General features: G+C 37.9%; 16 protein-coding genes, 4 pseudogenes and 2 riboswitches. Of the genes and pseudogenes, 4 read left to right on the top strand and 16 right to left on the bottom strand.

The features are described from left to right. Both LQ203_RS26280 and LQ203_RS26275 read right to left on the bottom strand, forming a co-directional pair. Nucleotides 1-217 (bottom strand): serine dehydratase beta chain (locus LQ203_RS26280; protein WP_290370585.1); only part of this gene is annotated, 217 nt, incomplete at its 3' end. Between the two features lie 48 nt (nucleotides 218-265). Next, on the bottom strand, nucleotides 266-481 hold the full coding sequence (locus tag LQ203_RS26275) for a hypothetical protein (RefSeq protein ID WP_230162760.1): 216 nt from the start codon (nucleotides 479-481) through the stop codon (nucleotides 266-268). On the opposite strand from LQ203_RS26275, the pseudogene LQ203_RS26270 reads away from it, so the two are divergent. Beyond that, nucleotides 448-710 (top strand): annotated as a pseudogene (locus LQ203_RS26270) (hypothetical protein); the annotation flags it as partial. The gene LQ203_RS26275 and the pseudogene LQ203_RS26270 sit on opposite strands and share 34 nt — an antisense overlap. A gap of 268 nt (nucleotides 711-978) precedes the next feature. Here LQ203_RS26270 and purU read toward each other — a convergent pair. The 14 genes and pseudogenes from purU to LQ203_RS26200 form a co-directional block, all read right to left on the bottom strand. Next, entirely contained in the window at nucleotides 979-1,848 is an 870-nt protein-coding gene (gene purU / locus LQ203_RS26265; RefSeq protein WP_230162758.1) for a formyltetrahydrofolate deformylase, read from the bottom strand. Between the two features lie 344 nt (nucleotides 1,849-2,192). Beyond that, the gene (gene lpdA, locus LQ203_RS26260) at nucleotides 2,193-3,590 is read right to left on the bottom strand and encodes a dihydrolipoyl dehydrogenase (protein ID WP_230162756.1); all 1,398 of its coding nucleotides are present in this window, start codon (nucleotides 3,588-3,590) and stop codon (nucleotides 2,193-2,195) included. Nucleotides 3,591-3,698: 108 nt separating this feature from the next. Further along, the gene (locus LQ203_RS26255) at nucleotides 3,699-4,004 is read right to left on the bottom strand and encodes an iron-sulfur cluster biosynthesis family protein (protein WP_230162753.1); all 306 of its coding nucleotides are present in this window, start codon (nucleotides 4,002-4,004) and stop codon (nucleotides 3,699-3,701) included. 38 nt (nucleotides 4,005-4,042) lie between these two features. Then, nucleotides 4,043-4,921, bottom strand: coding sequence for a lipoyl synthase (gene lipA / locus LQ203_RS26250; protein WP_230162752.1), 879 nt, complete (start codon nucleotides 4,919-4,921; stop codon nucleotides 4,043-4,045). 218 nt (nucleotides 4,922-5,139) lie between these two features. Further along, a complete protein-coding gene (gene gcvPB / locus LQ203_RS26245) occupies nucleotides 5,140-6,624 on the bottom strand; it encodes an aminomethyl-transferring glycine dehydrogenase subunit GcvPB (RefSeq protein WP_230162750.1) in 1,485 nt (494 codons plus the stop codon). Continuing rightward, nucleotides 6,617-7,969, bottom strand: coding sequence for an aminomethyl-transferring glycine dehydrogenase subunit GcvPA (gcvPA, locus tag LQ203_RS26240; protein ID WP_230162748.1), 1,353 nt, complete (start codon nucleotides 7,967-7,969; stop codon nucleotides 6,617-6,619). The genes gcvPB and gcvPA overlap by 8 nt, the downstream gene beginning before the upstream one ends. Nucleotide 7,970: 1 nt before the next feature. After that, nucleotides 7,971-8,366: a glycine cleavage system protein GcvH gene (gcvH, locus tag LQ203_RS26235; protein ID WP_230162746.1), complete on the bottom strand. Its 396-nt coding sequence runs from the start codon at nucleotides 8,364-8,366 to the stop codon at nucleotides 7,971-7,973. Nucleotides 8,367-8,522: 156 nt separating this feature from the next. Next, nucleotides 8,523-9,632, bottom strand: coding sequence for a glycine cleavage system aminomethyltransferase GcvT (gene gcvT / locus LQ203_RS26230; RefSeq protein ID WP_230162744.1), 1,110 nt, complete (start codon nucleotides 9,630-9,632; stop codon nucleotides 8,523-8,525). Between the two features lie 3 nt (nucleotides 9,633-9,635). Beyond that, nucleotides 9,636-10,004, bottom strand: a pseudogene (locus LQ203_RS26225) (L-serine ammonia-lyase, iron-sulfur-dependent, subunit alpha); the annotation flags it as partial. Between the two features lie 42 nt (nucleotides 10,005-10,046). Next, a complete protein-coding gene (glyA, locus tag LQ203_RS26220) occupies nucleotides 10,047-11,297 on the bottom strand; it encodes a serine hydroxymethyltransferase (RefSeq protein ID WP_230162742.1) in 1,251 nt (416 codons plus the stop codon). A 169-nt stretch (nucleotides 11,298-11,466) separates the two neighbouring features. Further along, nucleotides 11,467-11,570: riboswitch (glycine riboswitch) on the bottom strand. A 261-nt stretch (nucleotides 11,571-11,831) separates the two neighbouring features. After that, complete coding sequence (locus LQ203_RS26215; protein ID WP_230162740.1) at nucleotides 11,832-13,211, bottom strand: amino acid permease; 1,380 nt, start codon at nucleotides 13,209-13,211, stop codon at nucleotides 11,832-11,834. A gap of 416 nt (nucleotides 13,212-13,627) precedes the next feature. After that, nucleotides 13,628-13,727: riboswitch (glycine riboswitch) on the bottom strand. Nucleotides 13,728-14,008: 281 nt separating this feature from the next. Further along, nucleotides 14,009-14,236, bottom strand: coding sequence for a hypothetical protein (locus LQ203_RS26210; protein WP_230162738.1), 228 nt, complete (start codon nucleotides 14,234-14,236; stop codon nucleotides 14,009-14,011). A gap of 26 nt (nucleotides 14,237-14,262) precedes the next feature. Continuing rightward, a pseudogene (locus LQ203_RS26205) lies at nucleotides 14,263-14,376 on the bottom strand (NAD(P)-binding domain-containing protein); the annotation flags it as partial. A gap of 773 nt (nucleotides 14,377-15,149) precedes the next feature. Continuing rightward, the gene (locus LQ203_RS26200; RefSeq protein WP_230162736.1) at nucleotides 15,150-15,914 is read right to left on the bottom strand and encodes a hypothetical protein; all 765 of its coding nucleotides are present in this window, start codon (nucleotides 15,912-15,914) and stop codon (nucleotides 15,150-15,152) included. A gap of 1,106 nt (nucleotides 15,915-17,020) precedes the next feature. Here LQ203_RS26200 and LQ203_RS26195 point away from each other — a divergent pair. The 3 genes and pseudogenes from LQ203_RS26195 to LQ203_RS26185 all read left to right on the top strand — a co-directional run. Then, a pseudogene (locus LQ203_RS26195) lies at nucleotides 17,021-17,419 on the top strand (transposase); the annotation flags it as partial. Between the two features lie 254 nt (nucleotides 17,420-17,673). Continuing rightward, nucleotides 17,674-17,910 carry a hypothetical protein gene (locus LQ203_RS26190; RefSeq protein WP_230162734.1) on the top strand — a complete coding sequence of 79 codons (237 nt, stop codon included), beginning with the start codon at nucleotides 17,674-17,676 and terminating at the stop codon, nucleotides 17,908-17,910. A gap of 268 nt (nucleotides 17,911-18,178) precedes the next feature. Next, on the top strand, nucleotides 18,179-18,536 hold a 358-nt coding region (locus tag LQ203_RS26185), incomplete at its 3' end, for an IS110 family transposase (RefSeq protein ID WP_230162732.1).

Here is an 18,536-nt window from a genome sequence, read left to right as displayed (position 1 = left end):
TATCGAAATCCAATATCCCGCCTACGACAGCAACATCCGTACCGTGTCCCCTGTATGTTTTTGCAAAAGAACCATATAAAGAAATAATGGCTTTCTTCGGTTGCTTTCCGAATAGTGTCCTTGCTACTCTGCCAATTCTGGCAGCTCCTGCTGTATGTGAACTGGAAGGTCCAATCATGACGGGACCGATTATATCGAATGCAGATCTGTACTTCATTGTGTAATGCCCCTTTTCCCGGCAAAAGATTCGGTTAACCGTCTTTCATTATGCCGCTTTTTGTACTTCATTTACCCGTATTTGTGATACTGTTCTAATTTTAAAATTCTTGAACACGATCGACCGAAGGAAACCTGCCGTTGCTCCAACAACTGCGCATATCCCAGCAGTGATCGTCACTTTTACAAGATCATTGAAACCGTACATAACTGCCAACCCTGAGATTGGTGTCGCCGTCCCGGTTGTATTATGGGTCAGAAGCATGGAAAAAACTTTACAAGCAGAGTACGGACGTTGAACGCGTCAAAGTCTATTTTAAAGGATTCTTTCAACTAAAAATGTCCGCTATCGAATAGGCGAAAAAGCCAAAGTTCATTTCAATCTTACGACGCTTGTTTATATTTATAATGCTCCGAAATTAGCAGTAGATCTCCTCAATCAACAAATGCACAAAATGAATCAAGCTGTTAACCGTTTTTTAATGTCTAACTAAAATTCTGTAGCCCTAATGAAAGAAAAACTTTTATGAAATTGATTCAATTATTATAGAGTTGGACATTGGGGTATTAATATAGGAATAAGTATAACTAGTTCTGGTGTCACGTTTGAGATTTGACAAAATACTCCCAAGGTTGAGTATTTTGTCTGTTTAATAGAATTAGTAGAAAAATCTTTGAAAATATTGATAAAATATAATAAGTTACTCAATTATCCTTAAAATTTTTGTTTATCCCTATCTTTGAAGTATCTTAATATTGTACTCAATCAAACACGATTGTTTTATTACCATGAATAATAACTTTATCTTCAATATGCCAGGAAACTGCTTGGGCAAGAACTTGTCTTTCCACATGACTTCCGGCAACCTTTAATTCTTCTATTGTATGTCTATGATTAACCCGCTTTACATCTTGCTGAATAATGGGTCCTTCATCAAGATCATTCGTAACATAATGAGCAGTTGCTCCAATTAACTTAACACCACGATTATAGGCCCTCGCATAAGGATTTGCTCCGACAAACGCCGGTAAGAAAGAATGATGAATGTTAATAATTTGATTTGGAAACTCCGATATAAATGTAGGGGAAAGAATTTGCATATATCTAGCCAAGGCAATAAAGTCTACTTTCCCTTTCAGTAGTTCTAGCGCTTTCTGTTCTGCTTGTTGCTTTGTTTCATGAGTTAAAGGAATATGATAATAAGGAATGTCATAACTTTCTACTATTTTTTTAAAATCAGGATGATTACTGATCACCATCGGGATTTCTACTGGAAGTTCATTTGATTTCCAACGCCATATAAGCTCCATAAGACAGTGATCCATTTTGGATACAAAGATGGCCATTCGTTTTCTTTTCTTATTACCACTTAAGCTCCATTCCATCGCATAAGCCTGAGCCAGAACTTGTAAGTCCTCCTCAAGTTTTGCATAGGAAGCATCAACGTCATTTAAATCAAATTCGATCCTCATAAAAAACATACCTGCTTGTGGATCCGTGGTATGTTGGTCAAAATGAACAACATTTGCTTTGCTTTTTAATAAAAGGTTAGATACAGCCGAGATAATACCTGGCTTCTCTGGACAAGATATTAATAATTTAGCACGGTTAACATTCACTTCTTTATACAATGTGGTCTCTCACCATCCTTTATAGTTGTAAGTATAAGTTGTAAAAAGCTTTCGAATTCAGAATGATGGCTAAACACAACCGCTTTCGGGGTCCGAACAATACTGTAACTACAATTTCAATTCTAGCCGACATGAACTACGGTGAAGGCGGGCGATAGAACCTTAAAAATTACTGTCAGACGTTTTTCCTTTCACACCTTCATATCTTCAATTTTCATAGTGCTTAAAGTAGAGGAAATATACTACCTGATACTTAATGCCTTGCTTCTCCCACCTATAAGAATGTTCTCCCTTCCCACTATGAAGGAAGGTTGTTCGCCTCTATTCTTTTACATTTTTTTTAGCTAGGCGTGTATTTCCTTACCATATACAGCTAGGGCAGCTTCCCCAATTGCTTCCGCTAATGTAGGGTGAGGGTGTATCGTATGCGCAATATCCATAGCTGTTGCATTTAATACTCGTGCAAGACCCGCTTCTGAGATCATATCGGTTACATGAGGTCCGACCATATGCGCTCCTAACAACTTACTAGACTCTTCTTCAACAACAAGTTTGACAAAACCGTCTGATTCACCAAAAACAAGTGCCTTTCCAATCGCACGGAAGGAGAATTTCCCTGTTTTCACTTGATACCCTTTCTCCTTCGCATCCTCTTCTGTTAGTCCAACACTAGCTATCTCCGGGCTACTATATATGCATTTTGAAACAAGCGATGGATCAAGTGGCACAGGGTTTTCTCCTGCCATATGTTCAATTGCGATGATTCCTTCATGTGAAGCAACATGGGCAAGCTGCAATCCTCCAATTACATCTCCAATTGCATAAATGTTTGGCTCATCCGTTTGATAATACTCATTTGTTTGAATAACACGTTCGACTTCAACTTTCGTATTTTCAAGGTGAATGCCTTCTATGTTTGGTAATCTTCCGACAGATACTAATAATTTTTCTGCTGAAAATGTCGTGTCTTTTCCTTTATATTCCGCCTTAATAGAGACACCCTCACCTTTTTCTAACGATTCTGGAAGCACCTTTGCCCCTGTTACAATTTTCACACCTTTTTTCTTCATTAGTCGCTGTACTTCCTTTGAAATATCTTTATCTTCCGTCGGTAAAATGCGATCGGCATACTCTATCACAGTCACTTCTAATCCAAAGTCAATAAGCATCGAAGCCCATTCTATTCCAATAACACCGCCGCCGACAATAATGATGGAATTTGGGAGCTCTTTCATTTGTAGCGCTTCATCCGATGTCATCACATATTCGCTATCTGCCTCTAGGCCGGGTAATGTCCTTGGACGAGATCCTGTTGCTATTAAAATATTTCGAGGGTTTAATATCATTTCCCCTTCTTCATGATTCAATTTCACTAAAACATCCTTCGACTGTAAAATACTTCCTTTACCTTCAAGAACATCAATTTTCCCTTTTTTCATTAAATGTTGTACACCTTTAAATAAGCGTTCAGTAATTTCTTCTTTCCTGGCCTGTACTTTTGAGAAGTCCAGTCCTACTTCCGGTACAATAACACCGTATTTATCTGCATTCTTTGCATTCGAATATACCTCTGCACTTCTTAATAATGCTTTACTTGGAATACAACCTGCATGAAGGCAAGTTCCACCAAGTTTACCTTGTTCAACGACTGCCGTTTTTAATCCTAATTGAGACGCACGAATGGCCGCAACATATCCACCGGTGCCGCCGCCGATGATAACAACGTCATAATCTTGATTCATCAAATACTTCCCCCTTTTGGTTTTATAAACATGGGTATATGGATAGTGTAAGAAAAACAACTCATTAAACACGATCCATTCTATTAATAGGTCAGCCGTAACGATTCTTTAAATTATTTCAATGGCACATGCACTGGATGCAAATCTTTCTCCAACAATAAAGCCATGATCTTCTAAATAATCAATTTGTGTCTGTTCATCTAAATAGCGTTTTGTAAAAAGATCTAATCTAAGGTGAACTCCCTCATATTCAATAATTGTATCGTTTCTGCGGGGCTCGTCCAATACGAGGGAGAACTTCACCGACAACCCGCAGCCGCCGGCAATATCAGCGTCAATGCGAGGAATTTGCGTATCCTTACGTGACATTTCCTTCAGTTTATTCATGGCTGCCTCTGTTATTTTGACTATCAACTGGTTCTCCCCTTTCTTAATGGATTATTGAAAAATGATTACGCGTTAGCCTTAGTTGCACGGACTTGCTCATCTGCATGATACGAGGAGCGAACAAGCGGACCGGCTTCACAATGACTAAACCCTTTTAACATGGCAATGTTTTTAAGTTCTTCAAACTCTTCTGGACTCCAATACTTTTCGACCTTCAAATGTCGTTTAGTCGGCTGCAAGTATTGACCAATAGTCATAATGTCCACATCATTAGCACGAAGATCATCCATCGTTTCCATAATTTCTTCTTTTATTTCTCCTAGGCCAATCATAATGCTTGATTTCGTCGGGATAGTGGAATTCATTTGCTTTGCCCGTTTTAAAAACTCTAGTGAACGTTCGTATGTTGCACGTGCACGAACTTTTGGAGATAAACGTTTTACTGTTTCAATGTTGTGATTCAAAATGTCTGGCCCTGCATCCATTAATGTTTTTAAGTTGTCATATTCCCCATTCAGATCGGAGGGGAGAACTTCAATACTGCAAAATGGATTTTTCCGCCTCACTGCCTTTACAGTTTCTGCAAATACCTCTGCTCCGCCGTCTTTTAAATCATCACGAGCAACAGCGGTAATCACAACATGCTTTAAACCCATTTGCTCTACTGATTCTGCGACACGTTCAGGCTCTTCCCAATCAAGCTCTGATGGTAGTCCTGTTTGAACTGCACAGAACCTGCAAGCTCGTGTACATATACTTCCTAAAATCATGAAAGTCGCCGTTTTTCGGACCGCCCAGCATTCATGAATGTTAGGACATCTTGCTTCTTCACAAACTGTATGAAGCTTTTTTTCACGCATCATTTTCTTTAAGCCCGTATATTGTTCATTCGTATTTAATTTAATTTTAAGCCATTCTGGTTTACGAAGATTACTGATGGACATTTTATTTCTCACTCCTATGAGCATATGTAATTTTAGCTTAAAGAGGTTATTCAATTGCCTATAAAAAGACCGATTGAGTTTCTCCGTTCCTCTGACATTTTGGTTCTTTTTGTCATCCTTTTTACACGAGCTTATATGAAACCACCATGAATGAAATAATGAGATTTGAGATTCTTCTCTTTATTTTCATCCCTGGTGGTTCATGTTCAATCATTCATTTATGACTTTACTGTTTCTTCCTCTACTACATCCTCTTTGGAATAACGCAAGATTGGTTGTCTAGCTGCTTGGACCTCATCCAATCGCCCAATGACCGTAGTATGTGGTGCGTCTAAAACAACACCTGGGTTTTCTTCCACTTCTTTGGCAATTTGAATCATTACATCCGCAAAAGCATCGAGTGTTTCTTTCGACTCTGTTTCTGTCGGTTCAATCATCAAACATTCCTCAACATTTAACGGGAAATAGATGGTCGGCGGATGGTAGCCGAAATCTAGCAGACGCTTTGCCATATCAAGTGTTCTTACACCCAGCTTTTTCTGCCTAGATCCAGATAGGACAAATTCATGCTTACAAATTTGTAAATATGGCGCCTCAAAATATGGCTCTAATCTTTTACGAAGGTAATTAGCATGAAGCACGGCACTTTCAGATACTTGGCGCAGCCCTTCAGGACCCATCGTGCGAATATAAGTATACGCCCGCAAGAGAATTCCGAAGTTTCCATAATACCCTTTTACCCTTCCGATAGAGTGCGGATATTTAGCATTCAGCACATATTTATCACCTTCTTTTTCTATATGCGGCACTGGCAAGTAAGGAGTAAGTTTCTCTTTCACACCGACAGGGCCTGCCCCTGGACCACCACCTCCATGAGGCGTCGTAAATGTTTTGTGAAGATTTAAATGCACGATGTCAAAGCCCATTTGACCTGGTGTTGTTTTACCTAAAATGGCATTAGCATTCGCTCCGTCATAATATAATAGGCCCCCTGCTTCATGAACAACCTGAGCGATTTCCACAATTTCTTTTTCAAAAAGTCCAAGGGTATTCGGATTTGTCAACATTAGTGCAGCTGTATCAGGTCCCACATGTTTCTTTAATGCTTCAAGATCAACTAATCCATTTTTATCGGATGGGATCGTAATCGTTTGAAAACCAGCAACACTTGCACTTGCAGGATTTGTACCATGCGCGGAGTCTGGAACAAGTACTTTCGTTCTCGTTTCACCTTTTTGAGCATGATACGCCTTAACCATCATTAAACCTGTCCATTCCCCTTGAGCCCCAGCAGATGGCTGTAAAGTTACAGCATCCATTCCTGTAATGACAGCTAGCTCTTCTTGTAATTCATATAAAACTTCTAATGCACCCTGTACTGTTTCAACGGGCTGATATGGATGAATGCGGCTAAAGCCTTCCAAACGTGCCACATCTTCATTTATTTTCGGATTGTACTTCATCGTACAAGAACCCAGTGGATAGAATCCATTATCTATCCCATGGTTTTTATTAGAAAGCGCTGTGTAATGGCGGACAAGCTGCAACTCTGATACTTCTGGGAGCTCCGCCGGTTCGTCACGAATTAAATGCTTTGGAAATTTGTCATTTATATCAACATAGTCAACGTCACTATCCGGAATACTTGAACCTACACGTCCTGGACGACTTATTTCAAAAATTAACTCATTATATTCAACCATTTACAATCGCCTCCAAAGCATCAACAAATTGGTCAATTTCTTCTTTTGTTCGCTGCTCAGTCACAGCTAGCAGCATTTGATTTCCAAAGCCGTAATCACTTTCTAAATCAAATCCACCGATAATACCCGCCTTAAGAAGTTTTGTATTGACTTCCTTTACCGGACGAGGAAGCCCGACAACAAACTCATTGAAGAATGGTGCTTCATTGATTATGGTAAAGCCCCTCTGTTCTAAAGTTTTCGCCATGTAATCAGCTTTCTCAATGTTTAGCTGTGCCATTTGACGAATCCCTTGCTTTCCAAGTGATGTCATACAAATAGAGGAGGCAAGAGCATTTAATGCCTGATTGGAACAAATATTGGATGAGGCTTTATCACGGCGAATATGCTGTTCACGCGCTTGCAGTGTTAACACAAATCCACGTTGTCCTTTTTCATCTGCTGTTTGCCCTACAATACGTCCTGGGATTTTGCGCATGAGTTTCTTACTTACCGCAAAATAGCCGCAGTGTGGACCGCCAAAGGACATCGGGATTCCTAACGGCTGCATATCACCGATCACAATATCTGCCCCAAGCTTCCCAGGAGCTTGTAAGAGTGCTAGTGCAAGAGGATTGGCGCTTACGATTAAAAGGGCACCTTTTTCTTCCGCCATTTTCTTAATTGCTTTTAAATCCTCTATCGAACCGAAGAAATTTGGATATTGAACAATTACGGCAGCAGTATCCTTATCAATTTGTTCTTGCAGCTTCCCTAAATCTGTAACCTCATCAGCAAGAATTACTTCCTCAACTGTGTACCCCGGACCTCCAGCTACTGTATGTAAAATAGCACGGGATTCAGGATGTACCGCTTTGGATACAAGCACTTTTGAACGTCTTGTAGATGCAACGGCAAGTGATGCAGCTTCTGCAAGCGATGTAAAACCATCGTACATGGAAGAGTTAGCCACTTCCATTCCTGTCAACTCACAAACCATCGTTTGAAATTCAAAAATCGCTTGTAATTCACCTTGACTGATTTCCGGCTGGTAGGGTGTATAAGCTGTGTAAAATTCGGAACGTGAAATCATATGATTTACTACACTTGGAATATAGTGATCATATGTACCCGCACCTAGGAAAGTTGGGTAATGATTCGCATTTTTGTTTTTTGTAGCAAGCTGATTCATTTTTTTTAAAAGAAGCGGTTCAGGAACCGCCTCTGGAATGTTTAGCTCATCCTGCAGGCTAATTTCAGCTGGAATATCTTCAAATAACTCATCTATAGAAGAAATATTTAAAAATTTAAGCATTTCCTCTTGGTCCTGTTTCGTATCAGGAAGGTATCTATAAGTGGCTGTCATATTATTCCTCTCCTTCATTAGTAAATGCTTGATATTCATCTTCGTTTAGAAGTGAATCTAACTCTTCTGGATTGGACATTTCTACTTCGACTAACCACCCTGCTTCAAATGGATGCTCGTTAATCGTCTCTGGAGCGCCTTCTAACTCTTCGTTTACAGTAACTACCGTACCTGAAACAGGTGAGTAAAGTTCGGAAACTGCTTTAACTGACTCGATCGTTCCCATCGATTCATTGACAGTTACTTCATCATCAATCGCTGGATTTTCAACAAAGACGATATCACCTAGTGCCTTTTGTGCATAATCAGAGATTCCAATACGTACACGATTTCCTTCTAATTGTTGCACCCACTCATGTTCTTTGCTATATCGTAAACTTGATATTACTTTTGTCATTGTATTTTCCCCTTTTCGTTTTTTTACTATTCCCATAATTCTGAATATATTTTAGGTAATTTACTCATAGCAGGTTGTCGATTTCGGGCTGCATGCAAGGTAACGGACATCAACTAAGAAAACTACACGATAACTCTATTAAAATATTATTTCCACTTATCTTTTGTAGAATGGTGCATTAACAATAACGGCTTCAATCATTTTATTACGGATTTCCACTTTTATCGGCGCCCCCACTTCAGCTTGGTCTGCTGATATCAAAGCAAGACCTAAGCTTTTCTTCAAAGATGGTGATTGTGTTCCGGATGTAACAATACCTATTTCCTCTCCACCTTTAGAAATTACCTTGTAACCATGACGCGGAATCCCCCGGCCTGTTACTTCAATCCCCACTAATTTTCGTTTTAATCCAGCTTTTTTTTGTGCTGTAAGTGCAGATTTTCCGATAAAGTCACTTTCTTTGTTCGTCTTTACGACAAAGCCGATTCCTGCTTCAAGCGGGCTGATATTGTTACTTAGTTCTTGGCCATAGAGTGCAAGACGTGCTTCAAGCCGAAGCGTGTCCCGTGCACCAAGTCCACATGGTTGTAATCCATTCGTGGTTCCTGCTTCTAATAACTTCTCCCAGAGTACTACCGCTTTGTCTGCTGCTAAATAAAGTTCATATCCATTTTCTCCTGTGTAACCTGTACGGGATACAAGTATGTCGGTAATCCCGGAGATGCTGACATGTTGGGCGAATTTAAAAGAGCCAATTTCTGATAAATCTATTTCCGTTAACTTTTGCAAAATGCTTTCTGCCTTTGGACCTTGGATCGCAAGCTGGGCGATGTCTTCCGAAATATTTTGGAGCGCCATCTCTCCTTTTACATGCTGCTTCATCCATTCGTAATCTTTCTCAATGTTTGCGGCATTAATAACAAGTAAATATTTTTCATTCCCTAATTTATAAACTAATAAATCATCGACCGTTCCGCCGTCTGGATAGCACATTGCGGTATACTGTGCTTGATTGATGCTAAGCTTTGTTACATCGTTTGTAACAAGGTAGTTAATATAACTCTCGGCATCTTTCCCTTCCACAAGTACTTCTCCCATATGAGAAACATCAAAAAGTCCTGCTTCTGTTCGAACAGCTTCATGCTCTTCTAAAATGCTGGTAAATTGAACTGGCAGAGCCCAGCCACCAAAATCAATAACTTTTGCCCCGTACTTTTTATATACTTCAAAAAGCGGTGTTTGCTTTAATGCTGTTTCAGTACCCATGATCTACCCCCGATTATGATTTTTTGTAAAATAAATGTTCTTTCTCCGTTTACCGGTTTCTTTCATCGCCAGGCCTCCAATTGACGTTTCTCGAAGGGTCCTTGGCATATCATTTCCTACCTTATACATGGCTTCAATTAACTCATCACTAGGTATGCGGCTTTCAATCCCAGCTAGAGACATGTCGGCCGCTGAAAATGCAATCGAGGCTCCAATCGAATTCCCCTTGATGCAAGGAACTTCAACAAGTCCTGCGACTGGATCACAAACCAATCCTAAAAGTGACTTCATCGCAATGGCTGTCGAATTCACGGTTTGCTGTGGCGATCCGCCTTTTAACTCAACGATTGTCCCAGCTGCCATGGCCGATGCAGGTTTCAGCAAAGGAATAATTCCATTGAGCTACCCCTTTTCTTACACAGTAATTGGCTGTTGAAATAACGGATAAACATCACAAATCCCTTTTGTTATTTCTTTTGCTTTCTCAAGAACCTCTTTATTTCCTTTACTCTTTAGAACAGTTGCAATCACTTCACCAATTTTCACCATTTCTTCTTTCTTCATGCCTCGAGTCGTTAAAGCTGCTGTTCCCATTCGGATACCGCTCGTAACAAATGGCTTTTCTGGATCATATGGAATCGTATTTTTATTAACGGTAATGCCCGCTTCTTCTAATAATTTCTCTGCTTCTTTTCCTGTTAAATTCCACGGACGCAAATCTAAAAGGACAATATGATTATCTGTTCCACCAGAAACAAGGGCTGCACCTTCATTTTTTAATGTTTCGCCAAGTGTTGCAGCATTTTCAATGACTTGTTTCGTATATTCCTTAAAGCTTGGTTGTAAAGCCTCGTTGAAAGCAACCGCTTTTGCTGCAATGATGTGCATGAGTGGGCCGCCTTGAATTCCTGGGAACACTGATTTATTAATCGCTTTGATAATTTCTTCATCGTTTGTTAAAACGATACCCCCGCGCGGTCCTCTCAATGTTTTATGAGTAGTACTTGTCACAACATCTGCATATGGGATTGGAGATGGGTGAAGACCAGTTGCTACCAGCCCTGCTATATGAGCCATATCCACCATAAGTTTTGCACCAACTTGATCAGCAATTTCTTTAAATCGTGCAAAATTAATCGTTCTTGGATAAGCACTTGTCCCTGCAATAATCAATTTAGGTTTTTCTTTCTTTGCCATAGCTTCCAACTCATCATAATCAATTAATTGAGTATCTTCTTTAACTCCGTAGGACACCACTTCAAACCATTTTCCTGAAACGCTGACTGGACTTCCATGTGTTAAGTGGCCACCATGTGAAAGGTTCATTCCCATCACTTTATCACCAGGCTGAAGCAGTGCGAAAAAAACTGCGAAATTGGCTTGTGCACCTGAGTGAGGCTGAACATTTGCATATTTGGCACCAAAAAGCTTTGTTAAGCGTTCAATAGCTGCTTGTTCTGCCACATCGACAAATTCACATCCACCATAATAGCGCTTTCCTGGATAACCTTCTGCATATTTATTTGTCATCACGCTTCCCATTGCCTCTAATACATCTGGGCTAACGAAGTTTTCTGATGCAATTAATTCCAGGGTTTGATGTTGACGTTGTCCTTCCTTCTCAATCGCTTCAAAAATAGTTAAATCATTTTGTTTTAAACTCATTTTTATTTTCCTCCTAGACATTTTTTACTTATTCTGAGTTTTAGTATGATTCGAGACCTAAAACCTCTTTCCCGCTACAGCTACTTTTCTATGAAGACTGTTAAAAACAGTATGCTTTACTACCTTTTTTGCACGCAAAAAAGGACAGAAAAGGGTAACGTAGCGTTCTCTACCCTTCTCTGTCCTTTTACCTGAGAGTTTAGCTCCATTTTTAATAGAACCTTTCCCCTTTGGTGGCGTACATGTTTATACGCGCTCTCCAGAGGTGCGTCCAGTTGTGGTTCCATCTACCTGAGAGATTTGTTCCAAGGGTCTTTTTGGAACTTGCTCCTTCGGTGGCTTGTGTCGCATTGCACTCTCCCACAACTGTCATCCGCTTATTCAATTTGGTAAATTTAGAATAGTAGTTGTGGCTAATTATGTCAAGCATTTTTGAAAGCGCTAACAAAACTATTCTAAAATAATCTTTTTCTCATCAAAATATGATCATTCAGATATCTTAATGGTTGCTTATTAATGCGGGCAGATTGCCACTTAATTTCCCGCTGCCTTCCTCTGATTCGAATGATCTACCTCCGTTTTCCGCATCTTATAAATCGCAATCAGCATAATAAACCAAATAGGAGTTACGAACAAGGCAACACGAGTATCCTCCGAAAGGGCAAGCACAACAAGTACGAACACTAGGAAAGCAAGGATCAAATAATTAGAAATTGGATAAAGTGGTAATTTAAATTTGTTCATTTTCGCTAGATCTGGCCTTGTTTTGCGGTATTTTAAATGACTGATGACAGTAACTCCCCAAATAAAAATGAAACATACTGTAGAAATACTTGTAATTAACGTAAATACTCCTTCTGGCATTAAATAGTTCAATACAACGGAAATTAGAATGACGACAGTTGAAAAGGCCAATGCATTGGCAGGTACTTTACGGGCATTAAGTTTTGCAAATGGCACAGGTGCATTTTTATCTTTGGCAAGTGAGTATACCATCCGGCTTGTACTGAAGATTGCGCTATTACATGCCGAAGCAGCCGATGTTAGGACGACAAAATTGACGATACCAGCAGCCGCAGCGATACCAACAGCCACGAATACTTGGACGAATGGGCTTTCCGATGGGATGATTGCGTTCCACGGATAAACACTCATAATGACAATAAGTGCGCCAATGTAGAAAATTATTATCCGAATAGGAATATTATTGATTGCTTTTGGGATAACTTTTTCTGGATTTTCTGTCTCACCAGCTGTAAGTCCTACAAGTTCAATACCAACAAACGCAAACACTACCATCTGGAATGAGAGGATAAAGCCATTTATTCCATTTGGGAACATTCCTTCGTGGCTCCATAGATTCGTGAAACTGGCTACGCCTGAATCTGTGGAAAAGCCTTTAATAATCATGAAAATACCGATAACAATTAGTGCTAGAATAGCGATGACTTTAATTAATGCGAACCAGAATTCCATTTCGCCAAAAAGTTTTACGGTTGCAAGATTCATAAATAGCAAAATGACAAGCGCAAATAATCCTGGCATCCACTGTGGTACAGAGGGAAACCAATACTGGGTATAAAGACCAACTGCTGTTAAGTCTGCCATTGCAATTGAAATCCAGCAAAACCAGTAGGTCCACCCAGTTATAAATGCTGCCATATTACCTAAATATTCTCTTACAAAGTCAACAAAAGAATGATAGTTCAAATTGGATAAGAGTAATTCTCCAAGTGCGCGCATGATTAAAAAGCAAATGACGCCTGTAATCATGTAAGCAAATAAAATTGATGGTCCTGCTAAATGAATAGATTTTCCTGCCCCAAGAAATAATCCCGTTCCGATTGCCCCACCAATAGCGATGAGTTGTACATGTCTGTTTTTTAGGCCTCTCTCTAACTTTTGTTCCTGCATGCGATTTCCCACTTTCTAGTTTTATAGGCTATTTATGATTTTTTCCTGACTAAAGGGTCAATCCTTCAATGGGTTAAATAATTAGGTACTGGGAGAATGACCCCACTCGTGTAAGCGCTTTCTTTAATAGGTGCAAGATATAGATTTTTTTCATAACAGATTCATATTCTGTCCCCTTTTTTAATTTTTTTCTAATCTGCCAATCTTGCGAAAAAACATAGTGCATTAATCGTTGAATTCAATAGATTGACTCTTTTTTTAACAAATTTCAATGCATACTCCTCTCTTTTTCCTTTTTTTTATCTTTCCAAATACAAAAAAGGACAAAGGAAAGATAGGGGGGTCTTCCTATCTTCCTCTGTCCTTTTACCTGAGAGTTTAACTCCTTCGGTGGCCTGTGGCTCTCTCCAGAGACGCGTCCAATTGTAGTCCTTTTACCTGAGAGATTAGTTCCCTGCTTTTTAGGGTTTGCTCCTTCGGTGCTAAACAACGTTTAGTCTCTCCCACAATCATCATCCGCTGATATAAAGTTGCTTTAATAGTTGTATCTTAACGGGTTTTAATGGAAATTACAATAACTATCTGAAAAATGCTTATTTTCTGAAATTTAAACATAGACGATATCGATTTTTCTGACAGTTCATGAATTAGAAGTTATTAACTTACAAAATCAAATTTGTTGAATCGTAGGTGCAAACCGACCCACTTTTGAACGGATGCTGAGAAAAACGAAGGATTTAGGCATTTTTGTCCATTGAAAATACTTCTAAATCTAAAGATGGGAAAGGATATAATGTCTATATTTTTAACACAATTGATGTATGGAAAAAGAGAAAATTGACGTATTGCGAGACTCGCGAGAATCCTTGCAGCAGTATGGATTGCTTAGAGGCACCCTCCTTCTCTTCTTTAGCAACTTCCTCTTTGTCCCAACCACTTGCTATATTAGCAATGAGGATAATGGCTAGAACCCATACCCACCACTTCTTTGGCTTCTTTAGCTTGATTTTCTTTTCCTTACTCATTTTAGTTCATACCCCCTTTACAGTTCAGACGGACGATTGTAAACAGAAATAGAATAACCTCGACTTTCAATATTTAACGCTAGACTTTTACCCATTACGGCTAAACCTATCACACCGATTGTTGTTTCGCCATGGTCCATTCGTCCCTTCTTAATTATTATAGTTCATCATTTATTTAATCTATCGTATTTGTTACTAGAGTTCTTACTATGTAAAATAAAAGGAATCTAATAATTATACTTTTATGTATAAAATAAAATCATGTATGAATAAATCCAATCATATAAACTAAATAAATGTAGGGTTTATTTAGGTCTTATGGACCTCATACATTTATGCATGCTTTTGCCATCATTTCTCACTTAAATGGAGTTGATGTCTAGCAGATTATGAAAAGTCTGGGCTATGAGCAGCTATCCACTACAGAAATTTATTTAGAAAAGGTTTTTGAAATTGAAGATATGAAAAATAGTCCAGATTTAATAAAAAATAATTCCACACCTACATCAAATTCATGTATGTTTACTTAGCCTCTTCTTTTTTATAAAAAAAAGATCAAAAAAGGGAGACCAAGTCATCTGGATGACTTGGTCTCCCTCTTTTTAGAATAATCACTATCACTTACTATCGTCCAAAGCCCAGCATGAATTTGCTACATATCACCATCTTTATATCTTTCCAATGTTATAAAACCAACCTGCGGTAAAGACCAAATTATCTTCTGAATCGGGAGTATTTATAAACCAAACAGACAAACCAAAACTAGTGAATTTAAATGAGTTATTATCATTCATGTTTTTTGCCTTACGATGTGGATGCAATAACCCGAGACATTGCGGTTATTTTAACTCTTCTAATTCATTCTTTAAAAAGTTCAATATCTCTTTCCCACCTGCAAATAAAAGCACCCCATTTAATGGATGCTTAGATTTCCCTTCTTTCGTAATCTTATTTCAAATTTATCACTGAAAAATTCATTGGCATTAAATATAGTACTAATGTCTGAAATATCACCTACGTTCACAATTAAAGCTTCGTCAACTTCCTGATCTGTGAGAACTATGCGATATTCATATTGATTTTCAAAGTATTTATCTTTCCAGAAATAAATATCTGTCCCTTGATTTTTATAAGAGCTCATCCTGGCTGAGGAATTGATGTTATAATCATCATATTTTACCAACCCTCCTCTGTAAGCATAACCTTTTTCATTGAGTGCTTTTGTAATTCTGTCAATAAATTGCGATGGGGTAACAAAAATTAATCTATCTCCGAACTCCCTGATCATTTTATTGATTTGTTCTTTAGGTAAATCAAATTTGGTATAGTAATACTTTTCATCCTCCTTTACCACTTTTAACATATCGCCGACAATTGCAAACATACAATATAATGGTCTTTTTTCATTTTTATTTTTTCTAAAATTCATCTTTTTAGTTCGCCCCGACATTATTAAATCATGGGTATCTTGAGTAAAGAAATTCATTGTTAATTCCGTAAAAACATGTGCTGCTTCAAATTTGTCTCCTACACCTTTTTCTCCCGAAGCACTTTCCATATCAATATACTTTTTGAAATTGTTCATATATAAATCTCCAGACAAGAAACTTTCAACAAAAGATGTGAACTTTATAAATCCAAAAACTTGACCTTTAAATCCTACGTCTGATATTTTCATACGCTTCATTCCCTCCTATTTGACTACTAAATTCGACAAAAGGGACTATTCACCGATATTTATTCAATCTAAACTATTCACAAGACTATTAAGGAACGTTTACTGTTAGTGAACATGTAAGAATGTATGCCTAGATTACAAAGAATATACTTCATTAAAAAACGGTTATCAAAGGATAGACCGACTTTCTTCTTTACAGTCTTCTTTTTAACCTCTCTTGATTTCATAATCTCCCCCCAATAAAAAAAGCATCCAATTTAATGGATGCCCCAAATTTCGTTTCATATATCAATTAAAATCATTGTATAAAAGATTTGAAATATAATGTTTTTTTACTTTCATGCAATTGTTTTTCCATCCCTAGGTCTTTACCCTTTCCCATTTTCTTTATGATTTCTAGTTGGGCTAAGATCATTTCTCCTGCTTCCAAAAAGTTTATTAACTATTTAAAATCATGGTTTGATTCATGAGAATAATTTTTAATGAATTAAATGGAGGAGGGATACACCATAACACCAAAAAAAGAAGCACGCTAGATTAGCTATCCCCTTCCGGAAACAACTGTGCTGCCTATGGTGCGATTTATCATGCAGAGGATGCTGTTGAATCAGATCCAGATGAACAACCAAAAGCTAAAAAAATATTTATCTCGTGAAAATATCATACATTACGAACAATTTTCTTAACAGGGTAGCATCAGAAAAACCAGATTTATAACTAAAGAATATTCCTGTATTTAAGAATCTCAATCTCTCATTGTTATAAATGAGGAGTTAGGATTTATTTACTCAACAATTGCACCCGATCTTGTAAGGTAATTAATATTTTTTTATAGGTACAAGAAAAGTGGTGAGGAATTTTGGATATTGAATCAACTGAATTAACAGGACAGCGTGCAAAACTTGTGCCCATACATATAGATCATATCGAAGGATTGTTTGAAGAATCAATAGGTTATTGTAGTATGACTTATATATGGGATTGTGGGAATCACCTTTATAGTTCAGTCCATCTTTATGATGAGTTTTATGTTGGAGGCAGGGCTAAATCAGCAATTTGTAGGGCAACTAATTGATTTGGAAGATCATATAGCCGCCCTGGGAAATGAAATGGAAGAATATAAGATTATCCAATTGATTCCCTTTATAGGAGAAAAAATCGCAGTTACGATTATCTCTGAAATTGGTGAAATCGAACGGTTTAATCATCCGAAAAAACTGGTTGCCTTCGCTGGAGTAGATCCAAGTGTTCACTCTTCGGGTAAGTTTACGGCAACCATTAATCATATTACTAAAAGAGGTTCGAGCAGACTACGTCATTCTCTGTATCTTGCCGTACTTTGCGGCATAAGAAGTTCAAGGAACAAAAAGCTTAAAGCCTTCTATGATAAGAAAAAATCAGAAGGAAAACCTGCCAAAGTGCCAATCGTTGCCTGTATTAATAAGTTGCTTCACTGGATTTACGCTTTATTAAAGAGAAAAGAAACGTTCCTAGATTTATCCTAATTAACGGTTTTGTGAAACAGAGAAAAATCCTTCCAAAGGGTTTTGGAGGGTTATTTGGCATAGCCAAAAATAGTATATCATAAGGGAAATGAAAATTTTAGAGAAAGATATTGACATCCTATTAGCTAGTTTAGCTGAAGGTCGGAGCTGTCTTTAAGGCAGCTCTTTCTTTATGCAACTAACGGGGCAGTTTAGTTGCAGAAGGATTTTACTTTAAAAAGACGAACTTTTACTATATTTAAGGAGTTTTGCTTATGAAATTTACATTATTTCTTGAGGCAGGTAATTCAGAAGAAACTAACAAACACTTAGATGATTTTAAAAAATTTGCTGCTAATTATAAAGTTTTCATGTCTGTTTCTGAAATAGAAAAGTATTGGAAAATTAATAATATGTACAAAGTTTTTCTTGATATAGATGAATCATCTGAATCTAATGTAAAACCTATGCTAACTAATATTGCATCTAAATGGCTGGAACTTCCCGAATGAACTTTTAGCTTCAAACACTATGGATGGCTGTGAAATTTATATTCCAAACCTTCATATGATAACTCTAATAAAAAACCTCCCTTGTTAAGCTAACAGGTGCTTTACTTCAATACCAGGAGCTGATCAGCAGCTCCTTTTCTTATTGAACTAACGGGGCAGGATAGCATTCCTGTAGTTCGTTATTTTTCAGCTTTGAAAAAAATAGGGCTCCTCAGTAAGATATGAGTAAGACACCACTCTAACTCAAAACTTTAGGAGGAACCCTAATATGAAGTTTAAAATGCAAGATAAACAAAATCAACTAATAGAAAGAATTTCCGATAAACACCTTGTTGTTGGTGTGGATATTGCCCAACAATTACATGTGGCTAGAGCAGTGAATTTCCGTGGAATTGTAGTCGGAGATCCACTTGCATTTGAAAATAATGAAGATGGATTTGCTAGTTTATTAAAATGGATGGATAAGCTTCAAAGATTAAATAAATTGGATGCAGCCATCGTGGGAATGGAACCTACAGGCCATTACTGGATTAATCTTTCAAAATGGCTATTTAAACAAGGAATTGAGGTAGTAACAGTAAACCCTCACTTAGTAAAAAGGAATAAAGAAAACCGTGATAATACTC

The organism is Peribacillus sp. Bi96 (assembly GCF_918698115.1).
GTDB lineage: Bacteria > Bacillota > Bacilli > Bacillales > DSM-1321 > Peribacillus.
Note: the sequence above shows the minus strand (reverse complement) of the source record. Positions and strands in the feature narration are given on the sequence as shown.